General features: G+C 73.8%; 9 protein-coding genes. 1 reads left to right on the top strand and 8 read right to left on the bottom strand.

From position 1 onward, the window contains the following. Positions 1–27: 27 nt before the first annotated feature. Together AC0L6F_RS12080 and AC0L6F_RS12075 are read right to left on the bottom strand one after the other, a co-directional pair. Entirely contained in the window at positions 28–6,099 is a 6,072-nt protein-coding gene (locus tag AC0L6F_RS12080) for an Ig-like domain-containing protein (protein WP_473538072.1), read from the bottom strand. Positions 6,100–6,319: 220 nt separating this feature from the next. Beyond that, positions 6,320–8,563 carry an LLM class flavin-dependent oxidoreductase gene (locus AC0L6F_RS12075; protein ID WP_473538071.1) on the bottom strand — a complete coding sequence of 748 codons (2,244 nt, stop codon included), beginning with the start codon at positions 8,561–8,563 and terminating at the stop codon, positions 6,320–6,322. A gap of 281 nt (positions 8,564–8,844) precedes the next feature. On the opposite strand from AC0L6F_RS12075, the gene AC0L6F_RS12070 reads away from it, so the two are divergent. After that, entirely contained in the window at positions 8,845–9,633 is a 789-nt protein-coding gene (locus tag AC0L6F_RS12070) for a glycosyltransferase family A protein (RefSeq protein WP_473538070.1), read from the top strand. Here AC0L6F_RS12070 and AC0L6F_RS12065 read toward each other — a convergent pair whose 3' ends face one another. The 6 genes from AC0L6F_RS12065 to AC0L6F_RS12040 are packed head-to-tail and all read right to left on the bottom strand — an operon-like array spanning position 9,634 to position 18,302. Beyond that, positions 9,634–10,548, bottom strand: coding sequence for an alpha/beta fold hydrolase (locus AC0L6F_RS12065; protein ID WP_274636816.1), 915 nt, complete (start codon positions 10,546–10,548; stop codon positions 9,634–9,636). A gap of 16 nt (positions 10,549–10,564) precedes the next feature. Next, a complete protein-coding gene (locus tag AC0L6F_RS12060; RefSeq protein WP_274636815.1) occupies positions 10,565–11,251 on the bottom strand; it encodes an ABC transporter ATP-binding protein in 687 nt (228 codons plus the stop codon). Then, complete coding sequence (locus AC0L6F_RS12055; RefSeq protein ID WP_274636814.1) at positions 11,248–12,201, bottom strand: ABC transporter ATP-binding protein; 954 nt, start codon at positions 12,199–12,201, stop codon at positions 11,248–11,250. Before AC0L6F_RS12055 ends, AC0L6F_RS12060 begins: the two co-directional genes overlap by 4 nt. A gap of 23 nt (positions 12,202–12,224) precedes the next feature. Further along, positions 12,225–14,948, bottom strand: a complete 2,724-nt coding sequence (locus AC0L6F_RS12050; RefSeq protein ID WP_473538069.1) for an FtsX-like permease family protein — start codon at positions 14,946–14,948, stop codon at positions 12,225–12,227. Continuing rightward, positions 14,945–17,695: a hypothetical protein gene (locus tag AC0L6F_RS12045; RefSeq protein WP_473538068.1), complete on the bottom strand. Its 2,751-nt coding sequence runs from the start codon at positions 17,693–17,695 to the stop codon at positions 14,945–14,947. The genes AC0L6F_RS12050 and AC0L6F_RS12045 overlap by 4 nt, the downstream gene beginning before the upstream one ends. A gap of 31 nt (positions 17,696–17,726) precedes the next feature. After that, the gene (locus tag AC0L6F_RS12040; RefSeq protein WP_473538067.1) at positions 17,727–18,302 is read right to left on the bottom strand and encodes a DNA-3-methyladenine glycosylase I; all 576 of its coding nucleotides are present in this window, start codon (positions 18,300–18,302) and stop codon (positions 17,727–17,729) included. Positions 18,303–18,583 lie beyond the last annotated feature (281 nt).

Genomic DNA, 18,583 nt, shown 5'->3' with positions numbered 1-18,583 from the left:
TCGATATCCGTCCTTCTGTGACCCGCGTTACCACGTGGATCGCCCGTAGTCCTTGCCGTCGATGGTCACCCAGACCTGAGCGCCCGGGTCGCCGAAGAAGCAGCCCAGTTCGACGGCGCCGTCGGCCGGGAAGCTGTGGCGGGAGCCACCGGCGAAGGGAGTGCCGCCATAAGGCCCGGTGGCGTTGCAGTACACCGTGTAGCTGCCGGCGTTGAAGTTCTTCACCGTCACCTTGAAGTAGGAGCAGGACGACGTCGTGCACAGGCCTGCCTCCTTGTGGGGGGTGCCGCGCGACACTGTCGCGGTCGGGTTCGGCGGATCCGCCGTCCTCGCACTGGCCGATCCGATCGATCCCCAGCCGGCCGAGTTGTGCGCCTGCACCTCGATCTTGTGGGTCGTGGAGTAGCGGTACGTGTCGGACGTCGATCCGCTCGACGACTTCGTCTGCCAGCTCCCGCCGTCGATGCGGATGCGGGTCTGGTCGATGGCGTCGCCGTTGGCCGACCCCGCCGACCAGCTGTACGTGATCTTCTGCCCGCTGGCCGACGCGCTGGCCCCGGGCGTGCCGGGCACGCCGTAGGGCTTGGCGCCGGCGGAGGAGCCGGATGCCGCACCGGTGTAGCTCGCGCCGTCGACGGTGGAGACCGCCCGCACGCGCACCTTGTAGGTGGTGCCGTTGCTCAGGCCGGTGATGGTGTTCTTCGTGCCCGTCCAGCTGCCGGCCCAGGCACCGCCGTTGACGCTGTACTGGTAGCGGATCTCGCCGCTGGTCGCGCCGTTGCCTTCGGCAGCGGCGTAGCTGACCGTGATCTTCTTGTCGCCGGCGGTGGCCGTCGGCGTGCCCGGGGCACCCGGCGCGACGACACCGCGCCTGGCATCCGACACCGGGCTCCACGCGCCCCAGCCGGCCTTGTTCTCGGCGCGCACCTTGTACACGTAGTCGGTCGTCGAGGTGTCGACGGTGACCGCCTGCGATGTCGTGCCGCCGCCGACGGTGACGGTGCGCAGCGTGGAGGACCCGCGCATGACCGCGAGCTGGTAGCTCGACACCGCGTCGCCGTTGTCGTTCGGCGCGTTCCACGACACCTTCATCTGCGCCTGCGATCCCACCGGCGACATCATCGACGTGGTCGGCTTGCTGGGCGCGTTCGGCGCCTTCGCCGGGATCTCGGTCGCCGACCAGGGGCTCCAGCTCGACGGCTCGGGCGCACGGTTCACCGCCTGCACGCGCACCTGGTAGGCGACGCCGTTCTCGAGCCCGTCCCACGTCATCGAGTTGCCGCTGACCTTGGTCTTCTGCGCGATGCCCGACGGCGGGGCCGGCGAGATCTCCAGGTTGAACGACTCGACCGGCGAACCCGGCGTGGGCGGTGTGACCCACGAGACCTTCAGGCTGCTGTCGCCGAAGACGAGCTTGGGCGCCTGGGGCGTGTCGGGGCGGGCATCCGGACGTGCCGTCTCGGACGCGGGCGAGGCTGGCGACGGGCCGACCCGGTTGGTGGCGACGACGGTGAAGTTGTACTCGACGTTGTTCGTCAGCCCGTTCAACGTGCAGGTGGTGGCCTGGCACGCCTTGCTGTACCCGCCGCCGACGGCGGTCACGGTGTACCCGGTGATGGGCGCGCCGTTGTCGACGGGCGGCGCCCAGGACAGCACCACGGTGCGGTCCTGCACGCTCGACACGGTGGGCTTGCCGGGGGCGGCGGGCACCCCCTGGACCGTGACGATGACGTGCCCCTCGACCTCGCGGTCGGGGTCGCCGGTGGCGTCCTGGATGCGGTAGCGCACCGTCATCCGACCCACGAAGTCGGCGCTCGGGGTGATCTGCAGGTGGTCGCCGGCGACCTCGACGCCGCCGGAGCCGGCCTCGGTGACCGCGGTCGTGATCTTCAGCGGCTTGTCCGGGAACGGGTTGAAGTCGTTGTCGAGCACGTCGACGCGGATCGTCTTGCCCTGGTCGGCCTCATCGATCACGTCGTCGTTGGCCGTGGGCAGCGGACGGGTGGATGCCGTCACCTCGACCGCGACGGATCCGGCGACCGGCTTGGTGTGGCCGTCCGAGATCTCCAGGCCGATGCGCGCCCGCGTGCCCTTCGGGGTGGAGGCATCCGCCGCCACCTTCAGGGTCTGCCCGTCGATCGTGGCCGTCAGCCCGTCCGCGGCGCCCCCGGTGATGCGGTAGCTCATGCCCTTGAGGTCGCCGGCATCCAGATCCTTCGTCAGCGCCCGCAGGTTCAGGCCGACCGCATCCTCGCCAGGCGCGACCTTCATCTGGCCGTTGGTGAACGTCGGCTGCACGTTGTCCGGCGGGGTCACCGTGATCGGCAGCACGAGGGTGGCCTTGTGCCCGTTCACATCGTCCGGCCCGGTGCCGTCGGTGACCTCGAACGTGAGCGCGTCCGGTCCGGCGTACCGGCTGGCGGACGTGTACACCAGCGTGTGCTGATCCTTCACGAGGTCGGCACCGTCGCCGTGGATCGCGGTGACCTTCTCGGCCTCGGTGATCACCGCGCCCCCACCGCGCGAGACCCGCACGTACTCGTTCAGCGGCAGCTCGACCGTCTCGCCGCTCTTGACGGTGATGCCCTCGGCGGCCATCAGCGACGGCGGCAGCGAGGTCAGCGAGGGCACGTGGATGAAGGCGGATGCCGTCAGCCCGTCCTGGTCGGTGACGGTGTACGTGAGCAGCTGGTCGTCGTCGCCGACGGCGATCTTCACCCTGCCGCCGGAGAGCACCTGCGCGGTCTCACCCGCCACCGACACGTCCAGCGCCTCGATCGTGCCGTCGGGGTCCTCGTCGTTGTCGAGGACGTTGAGCGTGACCGATCCGTCCTTGATGTCCTCGGGCTGCACGCGGTCGTCGCGGGCGACCGGGCGCAGCAGCGGGACGTCCTTGCGCACCGAGATCTGCAGCACGCCCACCGCGGTCGCGCCGTTCGTGTCCTGGATCGTGTACTGCAGGCTGGTCTCGACCGGCTCGTCCGGGGCCGTGACCACGACCCGGTCGCCGAGCACCTCGGCCGACAGGCCCGCCACGTCGGGCAGGATCAGTCCGTCGGCGACCAGCCCCACCCGGTCGCCCTCGGGGTCGGAGTCGTTGGTCAGCACGGGGACGGCGACCGAACGGCCGGGCCGCATCACGACGGTGTCCTTGATGGCGTACGGGGGCTGGTTCTCGGCCGCGGCCGGGGCGATGCCCACCCGGATCGTCGCCAGACCCTCCTTGCCGAGCCGGTCGCGCACCCGGTAGGTGAACGAGTCGACGCCGCCGTCGCCGATCGCCTGATAGTCGATGTAGTCGGCACCGACGTCGTCGATCCGGCCCTTGCCGGGCGCCGAGGCGATTCCCACCAGCTGCACCGAGTCGCCGTCCGGGTCGATGCCGTCCAACGGGATCTGGATGCGCACCTGCGACCCGCTGAGCACGCGGGCCGTGACATCCTTCGGCCGCGGAGCCTGGTTCGATTTGGCGTCCACCGGCAGGATCTGGATCGTGACGTAGCCGGCATCCTTCTGCCCGCTGTCGTTCACGGCCTCGTACGTCACGTAGGCGGTGCCGGCCTTGCCGCCGGCGCGGAACCGGACGGTGTCCTGCGAGACGAACGCCTCGCCGTCCTTCGGGTCCACCAGCGGCGGCACCAGGTCGGGGGCGACGTGCAGCGTGGCGCCGTTCGGGTCCGAGTCGTTGTCCAGCACCGGGATCGTCACGACGTCGCCGGCGCGCACGACCGCCTGGTCGTCGTCGGCGACCGGGGGACGGATGGTGGATGCCGCGGCCACCGGGATCACCACGACCTGGCCGTTCGCGCTCTGCGTGCCGTTGGAGACGGTGTAGTCGATGACCACCTGCTGGGCGAGCGAGCCCTGATCGCCCACCCGCAGCGTCTCGTGGTTCAGGACGGCGACCGAGATGCCGGCATCCTGCGGCACCGAGACCGACTGGACCACGAGGATGCCGCCGGCCGGATCGGAGTCGTTCGCGAGCACGTTGACCAGCGTGTCGCCGCCGGTGGGCAGCAGCGCGACGTCGCGCACCGCGACCGGCGGGAGGTTCTCGTCCTCGGGCTCCTTCACGTCCACCCGGACCACACCCTCGGCGGTGGCCGTGCCGGTGGCGATCAGGTACGGAACGTAGTAGGTGCCGGCCGTCGAAGACCGGAACGTGAACGTGCGGTCGCCGAAGGACGGGGTCACGGTGGCGCCGGACACCTTGTCGACGCGGGTCAGGCGCAGCTCCTGCCGGCTCGCGCTGTAGTCGTTGCTCAGCGGCGACACCGTCACCGTCTGGCCGACGTGGGTCACGACGTGGTCGGCCGTGGCCACCGGTTCGGTCGCGCCGCGCGGGCGCACGTCCAGCCGGACGGTGCCCTCGGTGGTCTTCGTGCCGTCCGAGACGTAGATCTTCACGTCCTTGCGGCCGAGCGTGCCCGACACCGATCGATACGTGATCTGGCCGTCGTTGGTGGTCTCCACCTCGTCGCCGGGCGCCGGCTCGGCGCCGCTGAGGTAGACGTCGTCCCCGTCGGGATCACGCCAGTCGGGCAGCACGTTGTAGGTGAGAACTCCCCCGGACTCGACCGTGAGCGAGGTCACCCGGGTCTGCTTCGGCGCCTGGTCCGGGTCGTCCCATGGGTGCACCTTCAGGGTCACGGTGGCATCGGCCTTGCCGCCGCGCCCGTCGTCGACCTGATACGAGAACGTGCCGGTGCCGACCGCGTCGTCCGGGACGGCGATCTGCAGGCCCGAGCCGTTGTTGATGCTCTGCAGCGTGCCCAGCGACGGATCGCCCTTGGGCACGCTCACCGTGAGCACGTCGCCGTCGGCATCCGTGTCGTTCTCCAGCACGGGGAGGATGGTGGTCCGTCCAGGGCGCACGCCGTAGCTGTCCGGGTTCGCGATCGGCGGGGTGTTCTTCGCCGTGCGCTTGGGGAGGGTGGACTGGATGGTGTCTTCGGTGACCTTCTCCTCGTTGTCCTCGGTCTCGCCCTTCGGAGGGGTGAGGTCGTCCCAGTTGTCCACCTGCTGCAGGCTGTCGCTGGCCATCCAGGCGGTGCCGCCGATGATGTCGTTGAGCACCACGATGTCGCGGTTCTGCCGGAACGTCAGCTGCGCCGTCTTGGCGATTCCGGGGATCTCGGTGGCCAGATCGTCGGCGTCGCCGGTGCAGTCGCGGAGGAAGCGCGCCGAGCCCGCCCACGCGCCGTAGGCGCAGCCGTTCAGCCAGACCGGGGCTGCGGGCGTGCCCGTGCCCCCGGCATCCCGCACCGTCGGCTTCGAGCCGTCCAGCGGCACCCGCAGCAGCGCGGTGGCGGTCGCGACCGTGACCGCGTCGCCGGCCGGCGAGGGCTGCTGCAGCACCGCTCCGGCGGCATCGGGGAGCTTCTGGTCCAGCCCGGAGCCGTCGATCACGGTGCCGGTGGCGGCGTCGAGCACGACCGGCGTCTGCCCGACCGCGGTGATCGAGACCTGGGCCTTCCTGCCCAGGCCGTCCAGCTGCCGGCGCTCCGGCTCGGCGGGCGCACCCTGCGCGTCGACCCGGACGGTCGTCAGGGTCTTCTTGGTGGGCGAGACCGCATAGACCGTGCCGTCCATGGCGACCGTGGCCGCCGCCCCGGCGCCGAGCCGGGCCGTCGGCTTCACGCTGGCCGCCTTGAACCCGCCGATCGCGGCCGCCGGCAGGACCCACAGCGAACCCTTGGTCGCGTCCAGGATCGCGACGGTCTTCGCGCCGAGGAGCACCTGCGCCCCGCTGGGCACGTTCGTCGAGCCGGTGAGGGCGACCGTGGCCGGGTCGACCGTCGAGACGGCGTTGCCCGACTCGTCGTGCATGAGCACGGCCTGGGAGGATTGGAGGATGTCGTAGTGATCGCTCGCGGTGCGCAGACCCCCGTCGAGCACGGCGGACTCGTGGTTGAAGTGGCCGACCATGAGGCTGGACTGCTTGGTGACCCACACGCTGCCGTCGTTGAGGTCGAGCTCGGCGGTGGGGTTGCCCTGATACACGAACGCGAGGGTGGTGATCGCGACCGCGCCGGCGGTCACGATCGCTCCGGCGGCGAGGGTTCGCGGGCGCGCGCGCAGCCACGCAGAGATCCTCATGCGGTATCGGCTCCTCCGGGGATTCCGCGCAGGGGCCGCCCGGTGGGCACACCGACATCCTGCCGCGGAGCGTCCGCACCGGCCCGGGAACGGAGCTTCCCCGGCCCGCGCGGGCGCACACGGACATCGTTCAACTGGTGTCGGCCGACGGGCCGACTTCAGCAGACTATGCGAGGTTCCTTGAAAATTCGATGGGGACTAATCCCCATCGGCCGGCCCGTCAGCCGGCGACGGCCTCCGGCAGCGGGATCGCGAAGTTGTCCGCGAACAGCCCGTCCGGGTCGACGCGGCGCTTGATGTTCTGCAGCCGATCCAGGGTCGCGGGCGGGAACGCCTCGGCGATGCGCTCCGGGCGCAGGGAGCTGTCGAAGCTCAGGTAGACCCCGCGCGAATGCGCGGCGAGCGCGCTCCATGCCTCGGCGAATCGGCGCGGATGCGCACCGAATCCCACGACGGAGAAGTTCGCGGCGCGGTGGGCGTAGGCGGTGGCGTCCTCCGGGACGTCGGCCACGGCCCCGCCGACCGAGCGGATCTGGAAGAAGTAGGACTCCCCGGCCTCCAGCATCCCGACCGCCGCCGCCGCGAACTCCGGCGTGATCTCGTCGAGCTGGGCGGACCGGGCCAGCGGCTCGCCCGCCCCGCGCTGCGGCCCGATGTCGGCGTTCGCCATGATCTGCGCATACGAGGTGAGCTGCACCTGCTGGTCCAGCAGCGGGCCGAGCTGCGCGAAGGGCTGCAGCAGTTCGATGATCTCGTCCGGGTCGCCGCGGTCGACGGCGACCATCACGTTCGCGACCGCGGGCCGGCCGGCCCGGGCGGCGCCGAGGATGAGGAAGCTGGTGACCTCGCGCGGGGAGGCCTGCACGATCCGGCCCCAGTCGACGAGGAACTGCGCAGTCTCGGACGCGTCGAACGCCAGCCGGGCGAACCCGAGCGGGCCGACCTCGTCGACTTCGAACTCGAACGACGTGACGATCCCCATGTTGGCTCCCGCTCCGCGCATCGCCCAGAACAGCTCGGGGTCGGATGCCGCGTCCACCCGCGTGACGGTGCCGTCGGCCAGCACCATCTCGACCGCGCGCACGTGGTCGATGGTCAGGCCGTGCTCGCGGGCGAGCCAGCCGATGCCGCCGGCTGTGGCCAGGCCTCCGACCCCGACCGCGCCGTAGTCGCCCGAGCTGAGCGCCCAGCCGTGCTCGCCGAGGGCGGAGGCCACCGACGTCCACCGCGCCCCCGGACCGATGCGCACGAGGCGTCGTTCCGGGTCGATGACCTCGACCGCGTCCAGGCGACGCAGGTCGATGACGATCCCGCCGTCGTTCGTGGATCGGCCCGAGACGCCGTGACCGCCGCTGCGCACCGACAGCGGCACGCCGCGGTGGCGGGCGGCGAACCCGACGGCGGCGGCCACCTGGGCCGGCGAGTCGGGCTGCAGGATGATCCCGGGCGCACCGCCCCGCAGGTAGGTGGACTTCAGGTCGGGGTAGTCGAAGTCGCCCGGCTCGATCGCGTGCACGCCGGCGGGCAGGTCGTCGTAGTCGATGCCGGGCCGCCGGGCGGCCAGCGCCGCCGTCGAGCGCACCGGGACGGCGGATGTGCCGCGCTCGCCCCGCTCGCGCTCGACCAGTTCGCGCACGGCGGGGGCGACATCCTCGCCGAACACCTGCATCAGGCGCGCGTCGTCGGCCGCGAGGATGAACGTGCTGATCCCGTCCTCGAGGGTCAGCTGCGCCAACTGCTCGATCCACCCGTTCAGCTCGCCCTGCGGCCCGCCGATGTTCAGCAGGCGCCGGATCTCGCGCGGGTCGCGGTCGACGGATGCCGCCGCCTCGTCGATCCGCGCGTTGCCGGCGGCGAGGTCGCCCGGTTTCATGTAGCCGTGCGACGGCAGCCAGCCGTCGGCCTTCCGGCCGGTGAGAGCCAGCATCCGCGGCTTGTACGCGCCGAGCCAGATCGGGATGTCGTGCGCGGGCCGCGGCCCGCGCTTGGCGCCGTGCGCCTGGTAGAACCGGCCGTCGCTGGTGATGCCGCCCCGAGCCCCGGCATCCCACGCCGCTCGGATCAGCCCGATCGCCTCTTCCAGCGCCGAGACCGCCTGACCGGGGGTGAGCCGGCGCCCGCCCATCGCCTCGATGGCGTCCCAGAAGGCCCCCGACCCCAGGCCCAGATCGAACCGGCCGCCGGAGAGCAGGTCGAGGCTGGCCGCCGACCGCGCCACCACCAGCGGCGGGCGCAGCGGAAGGTTCAGCACATTCGGCGCGATCCGGATGCTCTGGGTCTGCGCCGCGACGTACGACATGAGCGTCCACGTGTCCAGGAACGCCGGCTGATAGGGGTGGTCCTGGAAGCTGACCAGATCCAGACCCGATCCCTCGGCCGCCCGGGCGAGCGCGACCGGCGCCTGCGGCTCGGCATTGGCAGGGGTGATGAAGACGCCGAATCGCAGCGTATGTCCGTAGTCCACGTGGTTCCTCCGCCCAGGCCAACCCTCCCCGGCCTGGTGCTATTCCGGTGCGGCGCGGGTCGGCCGTGTGCCGAGCCGGGCGCCGAGCCGTGTGCCGAGCCGTGTGCCGAGCCGTGTGCCGAGACCGGGGAATCGCGGCGAGACCGAGGCGGACGTCCCCCGGTTGACGGCAGATCCCCGGTCTCGGCGAGGGCGGGGCGGGCGGGGAGGGCGGGGCCGGGCGGGCGCGGCGGGTGCGCCGGGCGGGGGCCGAGCCGGGCGAGGCCGTAGGCTGACCGACGATGAGCACGGTCAGTATCGTCATCCCCTCGTACAACGACGCCGAGATGCTGCGCGGATGCCTCGCCGCGCTCGCGGTGCAGACGCGGCCGCCGGACGAGCTGATCGTCGTGGACAACGGGTCGACCGATGCGACGGCCGCAATCGCGCGTGCCGCCGGGGCGCGCGTGGTGACCGAGCCGCGACGCGGCGTGCTGCGGGCCACCGCGGCCGGGTGCGACGCCGCCGGGTGCGAGGTGATCGGACGCCTCGATGCCGACTCGCGCCCGGCGCCGGACTGGACCGCGCGGGTCGCGGCCGCCTTCGAGGCCGATGCGACGCTGCACGCCCTCACCGGCACCGGCTCGTTCTACGGCTGCGGCCGGCTCTGGCGGTTCGTCGGCCGCTACCTGTACCTGGGCGGCTACTTCTGGTCGATGGGGATGCTGATGGGGCATCGGCCGCTGTTCGGATCGAACTTCGCGATCCGCCGCACAGCCTGGCGCGCCGTGCGCGAGCGCGCGCACGTGGACGACCCGCACGTCCACGACGACCTCGACATCAGCTTCATCCTCGACCCGGACATGGGCGTCGACTACGACCGGGCGCTGCAGGTGCAGGTCTCGGCCCGGCCGTTCGCGAACGTGGCCGGGTTCCAGCGGCGGGCCTCGTGGGCGTTCCACGACATCGCGCTGAACCTGCGCGAGGTCGGGGTGCTGCGCCGCCGGGCGGAGGGCGCCCGCGGGCGCCGCCGGCGCCGAGCGCGGCAGGCCGAGCTCGCGGGCCGGGCCGCAGCGTCCGACCCCGCGTAGTCACCGCCCGGCGAAGAACGCGGACATCGCCTCGGCGAGCTGGTGCGGCGCGGTCTCGCACGGGCTGTGCCCGGCGTCCAGCACGACCAGCCGGCCGCCCAGCTGCGCGGCGAAGGCGCGGTGCGCGGCCAGCGGCCACACGTCGTGCGCTCCCACGACGACCAGGGTCGGGATGCCGTGGGCGCTCACCGCGGACGCGACATCCGGCGTCTGCTTCATCAGCCCGAAGATGTCGATGACGCTGGCGATGCTGGTCTGGTCGAATCGCGCGGTGACGAAGACGGCGCGGTCCCGCGGCGCCCCGTGCACGTTGTGGCGGAGCACCCAGACGAACAGGCGCCCGAGTGCGGCGGCCGACAGCATCCCGCTGAACGGTCCGAGCACCTTGAACGCACGCAGCGCCTGCCCCGACCGGGGCGTCGTGGACAGCAGGGTGAGGCTGCGCACGAGCTCGGGATGGGTGCCGGCCACCGCCGCGGCGACCGTGCCCGCGAACGAGTAGCCGAGCACGTGTGCGGGGGTGGCGCCGGCCTGGAGCACTGCGCGGAGGTCGGCCTCGAACAGCGCCATCGTGTAGTGCGCACCGGGCGGGATGAGGTTCGCCGGTCCCGCCGCCCACGATTCGTACTGGCCGGCCATGTCGAACGCCTCGACCCGATGACCGGATGCCGCCAGCAGCGGCATCACGCGGACGAAGTCCTCCTTCGAGCCGGTCATCCCCGGCATCAGGACCACGCGCGGGCCGTCGAGCGGGCCCATCGAGACGCGAGCGAGCAGCCCCGACGGCGCCGTCACGACGTCGCGCTGAGCGCCCGCCGGCAGAACGCTCCAATCGATCGGCCGCATCGCGGCATCCTTCGCCGCCGCCTCGCGCATGCGATGCGTGGACAGCCCGTCGTCGCTGTCGATGGTCACAAGCCAGATCCTCCCATCATCCGGCCGCGGGGACGGATGCCGCGGGCTTGAGTCGTCCGTCGTGCAGCTCGAGCACGCGGTCGGCGCGGGCCAGCAGGGCCGCATCGTGCGTGGCCACGACCGCGGCCGTGCCGCGCTCGTGCGCGAGCCGGGCGATCAGCTCCATGATCTGGGCGCCGGTCTCCGAGTCGAGCTGGCCGGTGGGCTCGTCGGCCAGCAGCACGGCCGGCTCGGTGACCAGCGCACGGGCGATGCCCACCCGCTGCTGCTGCCCGCCGGACAGCTCCGCCGGGCGCTGCGCCGCGTGCTCGGCCAGTCCGACGGCATCCAGCATCGCCGCGACCCGCCGGGTGCGCTCTGCGACCGGGATCCGGCGGATGCGCAGCGGCACCTCGACGTTCTCGGCGGCCGACAGGATCGGGATCAGCCCGAAGGCCTGGAACACCGAGGCGACCCGATCCCCGCGCAGCGCGTGACCGGAGGCTTCGAACAGGTCGCGTCCTTCGATGTGGACGCTGCCCTCCTCGGGCCGCTCGAGTCCGCCCAGCATGGTCAGCAGCGTCGTCTTGCCCGCCCCGGACCGCCCGCGGATGGCCACCAGCTCGCCGGCGTCGACGGTGAGGTCGACGCCCCGCACGGCCGGGATCTCGCCGGCCGCGGTCCGGTACACCCGGACCAGGCCGGTGGCGTGCAGCGCGCTCATGACGTCTCCTCCGTGCTCTCGTGCGTGCTCTCGCCCGCCGGCGGCAGCTCGGCTGGCGGCAGCTCGGCCGGCGGCACGGACGACGGGCGCACCTCGATCCGATCGGGTTCGAGCGAGAGGCGCACCCGCTCGCGCAGCTGCAGCGCCGACACGTACTCGGCGGGCAGCTGCATCCGCCCGGCGCGGTCCAGCACCGCGTACTCGGCCGCCGTGCGCACGCTGCGGCCCTGATCGTCGGTGTGCGTGGTGCGCAGCGTCTCGGTCGCGGTGCGTCCGTCGCGGATGCGGACGGTCCGGTCGACGTGCTCGGACACGGCCGCATCGTGCGTCACGATCAGGGTCGTCACGCTCCGGTCGCGGTTCACCGACTCCATCGCCGCGAGCACCTCGGCGCTGGTCGCCTCGTCGAGTTCGCCGGTCGGCTCGTCGGCCAGCAGCACCCGCGGCTCGTTGGCCAGCGCGACCGCGATCGCCACCCGCTGCTGCTGTCCGCCCGACAGCTCCGCAGGGCGATGGTCGGCGACGTGCGCGACGCCCAGCTGGTCGAGCAGCTCGTCGGCCAGCGCCTCCCGGCGGCCCCGCTCCACCACCCCGGCCACCGCGTGCACCATCGCGATGTTCTCGCGTGCGGACAGGTACGGCAGCAGGTTGCGTCCGGACTGCTGCCAGACGAACCCGACCGTGCGCCGCCGGTAGTGCACCCGCTCCCGCGCGCGCATCGCACCCACCTCGTGCCCGGCCACCCGCACCCGGCCGGCGCTGGGCGCGTCCAGCCCGGCGAGGATCCCGAGGAGCGTCGACTTGCCCGACCCCGAGGCGCCCACCAGGGCCACCAGCTCGCCGGGCTGCACGGTCAGCTCGAGCCCCTGCAGCGCCTGGACCTCCACCCCCTGCGCGGTGAAGATGCGCACCACGCCTTCGCAGAGGATGTCCGGCTGCTCACCCGTCATCTCCGCCTCCCTGTCCACATTCTTCACGTTCCGACCTCCTCGTCGACCCGTCGAAGCGTCGCCGACGCCGTCGCCCGCGCGGCGATCGCGGCCGCGATCAGCACCGCCAGGGCGCCGACCAGCACGAATCCGAGCGCCACGGCCCCCGGCATCCATCCCTGCACCACCGGCGCCGGCTGGATGCTGCCGCCGACGAACGGCGTGAGATCCACGGCCGGGATCAGCAGCGGGGGCAGCGCGAACCCGGCGGCCAGGCCGACCACGAGGGCGACCAGCAGCGGCGGTGCGAGCTCCCACACGACCAGCGGCAGCGCCCGCCGGCGGGGGTACCCGACGGCGGCGAGCAGCCCCAGCATCCGTCCGCGCACGCCCGCGGTGCGCAGCAGCGTCATCGCGATCGCGCACACCAGCAGGATCGCGGCCGCCGCCAGCGCCGCCACCAGCGCGGTGCGCATGGCCTGCAGCGCCGGATCGGCCTCCAGCCCCTGCTCGACCTGCGCCGGGGTCACCGTGGCCGCCCCGGCCCCGGCGATCTGCCGCGCCGCACCGGCCACCGCCGCCGTGTCGGCGTCGGCATCCAGCCGCAGCAGCACGGTGTGGGTGGTGTGGTCCGGTCCGATCAGCGGGGCCGCGCGGTCGCGGTCCACGGCGATCCAGCGCGCGTCCGCGCCGAACGGGACGGTGGAGGTCGTGGCCACCCGGTCGATCGGGATGTCCTGGATGGTCAGGGTCGCATCGCCGACCTCGCCCGCGAGCACGTCCGAGAACACGGCGGGAACGGCGTCGCCGCCCGCGCTGCCGCTCGGCTCACTCAGTGCCGCCGGCAGCGGCAGCGCGCCCGGCACCCCCTGCTGCACCCGAGCCAGCTCGGCCGGGTCGATGGCGTACACCGTGACCGAGACCCAATGCCCGGGCAGGCTCGCCACCACCCGCGGGTCGGCGTACACCGGGGCGATCGCGTCCACCCCGTCCAGCGCCCGCAGCCGATCCTGCGCGGCGGCATCGATGCCCGTGGCCGTCAGGTTCACGTCGGCGCCGACCTGGCCGCGGGCGGTCGCGGTCACCCCGGCGGCCACGGTCGCGGTGAACACCGCCGCGAACAGCGCGATCGCCACGCACACCACGGCGGCCAGCACCGGGGCGACCCGCACGGTCGCCCCGCGCCGGGCCTGCGCCGGGCCGAGCAGCGCCATCAGTCCGCGGCCGCGGGCCAGCGCCGCCTCGAGCAGCCCGACCAGCGGGGGCACGAGGCGCAGCGCGAGGACGCTGGCCAGCGCGACCAGCGCCAGCGGCGCGGCGACCAGCACCGGATCGATGCCGGGGGTGCCGATCCGGGTCGCGGCCAGGACCAGCACCGCGAGGGCTGGCAGGACGACCGCCGCCTCGACCAGCAACCGCCGCCGGCGGTGCGGACGGTCGGCGCCGCCCAGGTCGGCGCGGGCGGTGCGGGATGCCGCGGCCGGCGCCTCGATCGCGAGCACCACCGCAGGGGTGAGCGCGACGAGCACGCACACGGCCATCGCGGCCGGCGACCACGTCCTCGAGACGCCCGCGCCGACCGCGGCGCCGACCACCCCGAGGATCAGGCCCTCGACGCCCAGGAGCGCCGCCAGCCGGGCCGTCGAGGCTCCGCGGGCGCGCGCGAGCCGGACGGATGCTGCGCGCCGGGCCGCCAGCATCGTCCCGGTCATCCCCACCACCACCACGGCGACCCCGAGCGGTGCGATCGCCACCAGCAGCACCACCGCGTTCAGCGCCCGTACCCGTGCGGCGCCGTCGTCGAGGAGGTCCGGCGCGGCGCTGCGCATCACCAGTCCGGTGTAGAACTGGTTGCCGGCGTTCACCGCGAACGACTGGTTCTCCCCCGCCAGTCCCCGCAGCTGCGCGGCCACGGTCGCGGCGTTCTCGCCGGTGATCCGGTCCACCAGCAGCGGGAACCAGACGGTCGTCGACGCGCCGTCGGCCTCCGCCGCCATCCCGGTCAGCAGCTCGGCCGGCGCATACGCCATCGCCAGGTGGATGATGTCGCCCATCTGACTCTGCGCGATGCCCGGCGCCAGACCGGTGGGCTCGTGCCGCCAGGCCGGGTCGTCCGGATCCCGCGCCTCGAACGTGCCGGTCAGCGTGAGGAGCCGTCCGTCGGGCCCGCCGATCCGGCGCTGCGCGCCCACCGCCCAGTCCAGGGTCTGCGCCGCATCGCGCGACAGCGCGACCGGCGTGGCCTGTTCCCCGTCGTCGTCCGCGGCATCCGGCCCCACCGTCGGCAGGGTGCCCTCGACGATCCGCACCCGCGCGGCGAGTCCCGGGTCGAGTGCGAGCTGCACGCTGTTGCTCGGCACGGCCGGCCCGTCAACCGGCAGCGTGACGGCGGGGTCGGTCGCGACGAACACCTGCGCGTCGCCCACGACCGTGCGCAGCGGCGCGGGGAGGGACGTCTGGATCCGCTGCGCGGCGGTGAGGGGGCCGCCCCACACGTCGGCGAGTGCCGGATCCAGTCCGAACTGCCCCGATCCGGGCCCGGGAACGGCGGTGCCCCGCGCGGTCGCGGTGGGATCGAGGGTCTCGGCCGGGGCGTGCCCGAGCGCGGCCCGCACGGTCTCGGTGCCGGTCCGCTCCAGCAGCGCCGGCGCGATCGAGCCGGCCAGGGCGACCAGCGCCACCACCACGACCACCAGCAGCGAGGCGAACGGCGCGGTGGTCGCCGCCCGCACCGCGATCCGGAACCCGCCGATGCGACGCGCGGTCACAGCACTCCTCCCCCGCTGAGGGCGCCGAGCAGCGCGGGCCCGAGCCACAGCGCGATGAGCACGCCCGCCGCCCCGCCGGCGACCACCGCGAACAGCGCGGTCGCCGCCAGCTCGAGCGCGGTCGCCCGGGCCTGCCGACCGGGGCCGAAGCCGAACGCCCGCAGCGGCACCACGTCGGCGCGGCGCGCCTGCACCGCGCCGACACCGGTCACCATGGCGCCCGCCGCGGCGAGGGCCGCCACCAGCGCGATGCCGGCGGCGAACAGCGCGAGGATCGGGTCGATCACGGCCGCCGTCCCCGCCGAGGCGGCGGTGATGATGTGCACCGGGCGCTCGGCGACCGCCCGCAGCGCGGCGGCCGTGGCATCCACGTCGGCCGTGTGCGCCCAGAGCTGATCCGCCGCCGGCACCGATCCGCCGAACTCCAGGGACTGCGCCACGAGTGCGGACAGCGGGACGGACACGCCGGATGCGGCGCCGATGCCGGGCACCTGGTCGCGGATCGCGGCGACCTCGACCGGGATCGGCTGGGCGAGGGTCCCGAGCCGGAGCGACACCGCCTCGCCGGCGTGCAGCGCGAGCCGATCGGCGAACGCCCTGGTGACCACGGCGGGCACGGCATCCGGCATGTCGTCCACCGTCAGGGCTCGGCCGCGCTGCGCGTCGGCCCCGACCGCGATCGACAGCGGGGCGCCGCCGCTTCTTCCGGCACTGCGCTTATCGGCACCGCGCTTATCGGCACTGGGCAGCTCGACGCGGACGCTGAGGTCGATGCCTCCGGGCGCCGCTTGCACGTCGATCGCCGCCAGCGACAGGCCGGCGGCGATGCCGTGGACGCGCAGCGCATGCGCGTGCGTGTCCACCGGGACGCTGCCGAGCGCGATCGCGCGCGCGGCCCCGTCGACATCGGTCAGCCACGCCGTCACCGTCAGCCGCGTTCCCGGAGCCGCGCCCGGCACCGTTCCCGCCGTCGCGGCGGTGACACGTGCCTCGAGGTCGCCGTCCAGCGGTCGCGGCGTGCCCGACGCCAGCCGTGCGGCGTCCACGTCGGTCGCCGCGGCCAGTTCGCCGGCCGGCACGGCGACCAGCGACGTCGTCGTCTGCCCGGCGGTGACGCTGGTCCCCAGGGCGGCGAACACCTCGCCGGGCGCCGAGACGTCGCTCGCCGACACCGCCGGATGTGCGACATCCACGGTCGGCGAGATGTCGTACACCGCGCGGACGTCCGCGCCGATCCGCTCGCCCAGCTCGGCGTGGATCGCGGTGTTGGCGGACGCCACGGCGACCGCCGCGAACGCGATGGCCGCCGCGGCCAGCGACAGGCTCACGATCCCGGCGATCAGCACCCGCGACTGCCGCGCGACGCGCCGCAGCGCCAGCACCACGGTCAGCCCCCGCCCGCGACGGGCCAGCTGCGCGGCACCGGCGGCCAGCGGCGCGGCCACCAGCGCGGCGATCAGCGCCACGGTGACCAGCGCCGCGGCGGGGGATGCGGCGGCGGCGACATCCGCCCGCCCGCCGGGCGCCAGCCCCGTGGTCAGCAGCTGCGCGGCCGCGAGGCCGGTCAGCACCGCGATGACCAGCGCGAGCCCGGCCAGGCCCACGACGCCGCCGCGGGCGATGTCGTCGCGGCCGGTCGGCGGGGCGAGCGCGCCGCCGGCGTGCGCGACGGTCACGAGCGCGAGCAGGGCCAGGCCGCACCCTGCGGCGAGCGCCGCGACCGCGGAGGGCGCGACCCCGAGGGCGATGCCGACGATGGATGCCGCGGCCAGCGCGCCGATCGCGGGCAGCGCGGCGATCCCGGCCGATTCGGCGATCACGGCCGCCGCGGCGGCGCCCCGGGCCCGCAGCAGGTGCACGTCCGGACCGGCCCGGCGCCCGGCGGCGCGGGCGAGCAGCCCGATCACCAGTGCCCCGACCACCAGCAGCAGCACGACGGGCACGACGACGATGCCGCGCGCGACGTTCCCGGCGTCGGCGGCGCGCGCCAGCGTGGCATCCCATCCGCCCACGGCCCGCAGCCCTGCCCCATCGCGGTTGAGGTCGTCCAGCGCGGCATTCAGCCGGCCGAGGCCGGCGCGGTACGCCGGGAGTTCGGCGTCGGCGACCGGATGCCGCGCCGACACCGTCCAGTGCACCCGGCCCGAGTCCGCGGCATCCGGGAACCGCGTCGCCTCGACCAGGACCGGGCCTGCGGCATCCTCGGTCCGGCCGGAGAACACGGCCGGCTGCCCGCCCCACGTCGGGTCATCGGATGCCCCGGCCCAGACGCCGACCACGTGCACGGTCCGATCGCCGAGTTCGAGGTCGTCGCCCAGCCGCAGGCCGGTGGACTCGACCGCCGGCGCGGCGACCGCGATCTGGTCCGGTGCCGTCGGCCACACGCCGTCGACCAGGGCCGCGTGGGCGGCGATGTCGGCGTCGGCCACCAGGAGCACGGGGTCGGAGACGGCCGTCGACGACGCCGTTCCCCACAGCCTCCGGGCGACGTCGATCGGCGCACCGCGGAAGGCCTCGTCGATCGCGGCGGTCACTGCGGACTCGTCGGTGGCGCCGAGCGGTCCGTCGATGACGACGCCCTGGTCGGCCGGGTCGGCGGATGCCACGGTCCGATCGACACCGGTGTCGATGATCCGATCGGTCAGGGCCGAGGCAGCGGCCAGGGCGCCCCCGACGACCACCGCGACCGAGATGATCGCGAGGAGTTGTCCGCCATGCCGCAGCGCTCGACGGACAGCGAACAGCATGCAGGGCCTCCGTTGGGTGCGTCCGCCCAGGCTAACGTCCCCGCCAGCACCCTTGCACATGGTCGTCGACCATGCCGGCCGACTGCATCAGCGCGTACAGCGTGGTCGGACCCACGAAGCGGAAGCCGCGGCGCCGCAGCTCGATGCTCATCGCGGTCGACTCGGCGGTGACGGCGGGCACCTCGGCGAAGCCAACCGGGCGGGGGCGGGCCGCCGTGGGGGCGAACGACCACATCAGCGCGTCGAGTTCACCGGCCGGCATTCCGGCGACGATGCCCGCGTTGCCGATGGCCGCGCGGATCTTCGCGCGGTTGCGGATGATCCCCGGATCCGACATCAGCCGCTCCACGTCGTCCTCGCCGAACGCGGCCACGGTCGCCGGGTCGAACCCGGCGAACACCTCGCGGAAGCGCGGCCGCTTGCGCAGGATCGTGATCCAGCTCAGCCCGGCCTGGAATCCCTCCAGCGACAGCTTCTCGAACAGCGCGACGTCGCCGTGCAGCGGCGTGCCCCACTCCTCGTCGTGGTAGCGCCGGTATTCGGGGTCCTGAACCGACCACCGGCACCGGGCACGCCCGTCCTCACCCACCACGACATCAGCAGACATCAGCACCTGGCATCACCCGGTCAGACTACCGGCGGCCCCCGACGTGCCCACCTGGCCGCCGTCTCGCCCGTTCGGTCGACGCAAACGGCTGCTCCCGGTCCACGCACACCGCACATCGCGTCGACCGAACCGCGCCACCCCGCAGCATCCACCCTTCGGTCGACGCAAACGGCTGCTCCCGGCCCACGCACACCGCACATCGCGTCGACCGAACCGCGCGGTGCCACGGGATGCTGCACCCGCACGCCGTCGCCGGATCACTGTGCCCGACGCGAAGGCGG

This window comes from Microbacterium sp. G2-16M (genome assembly GCF_055809115.1).
This window is presented reverse-complemented; position numbering and strand designations above follow the sequence as displayed.

Bases quoted from the DNA above. Each gene is read 5' to 3' on its own strand.
- AC0L6F_RS12080 (WP_473538072.1), bottom strand. From the start codon at position 6,099: ATGAGGATCTCTGCGTGGCTGCGCGCGCGCCCGCGAACCCTCGCCGCC.
- AC0L6F_RS12070 (WP_473538070.1), top strand. From the start codon at position 8,845: ATGAGCACGGTCAGTATCGTCATCCCCTCGTACAACGACGCCGAGATG.
- AC0L6F_RS12060 (WP_274636815.1), bottom strand. From the start codon at position 11,251: ATGAGCGCGCTGCACGCCACCGGCCTGGTCCGGGTGTACCGGACCGCG.
- AC0L6F_RS12055 (WP_274636814.1), bottom strand. From the start codon at position 12,201: ATGACGGGTGAGCAGCCGGACATCCTCTGCGAAGGCGTGGTGCGCATC.
- AC0L6F_RS12045 (WP_473538068.1), bottom strand. From the start codon at position 17,695: ATGCTGTTCGCTGTCCGTCGAGCGCTGCGGCATGGCGGACAACTCCTC.
- AC0L6F_RS12040 (WP_473538067.1), bottom strand. From the start codon at position 18,302: ATGTCTGCTGATGTCGTGGTGGGTGAGGACGGGCGTGCCCGGTGCCGG.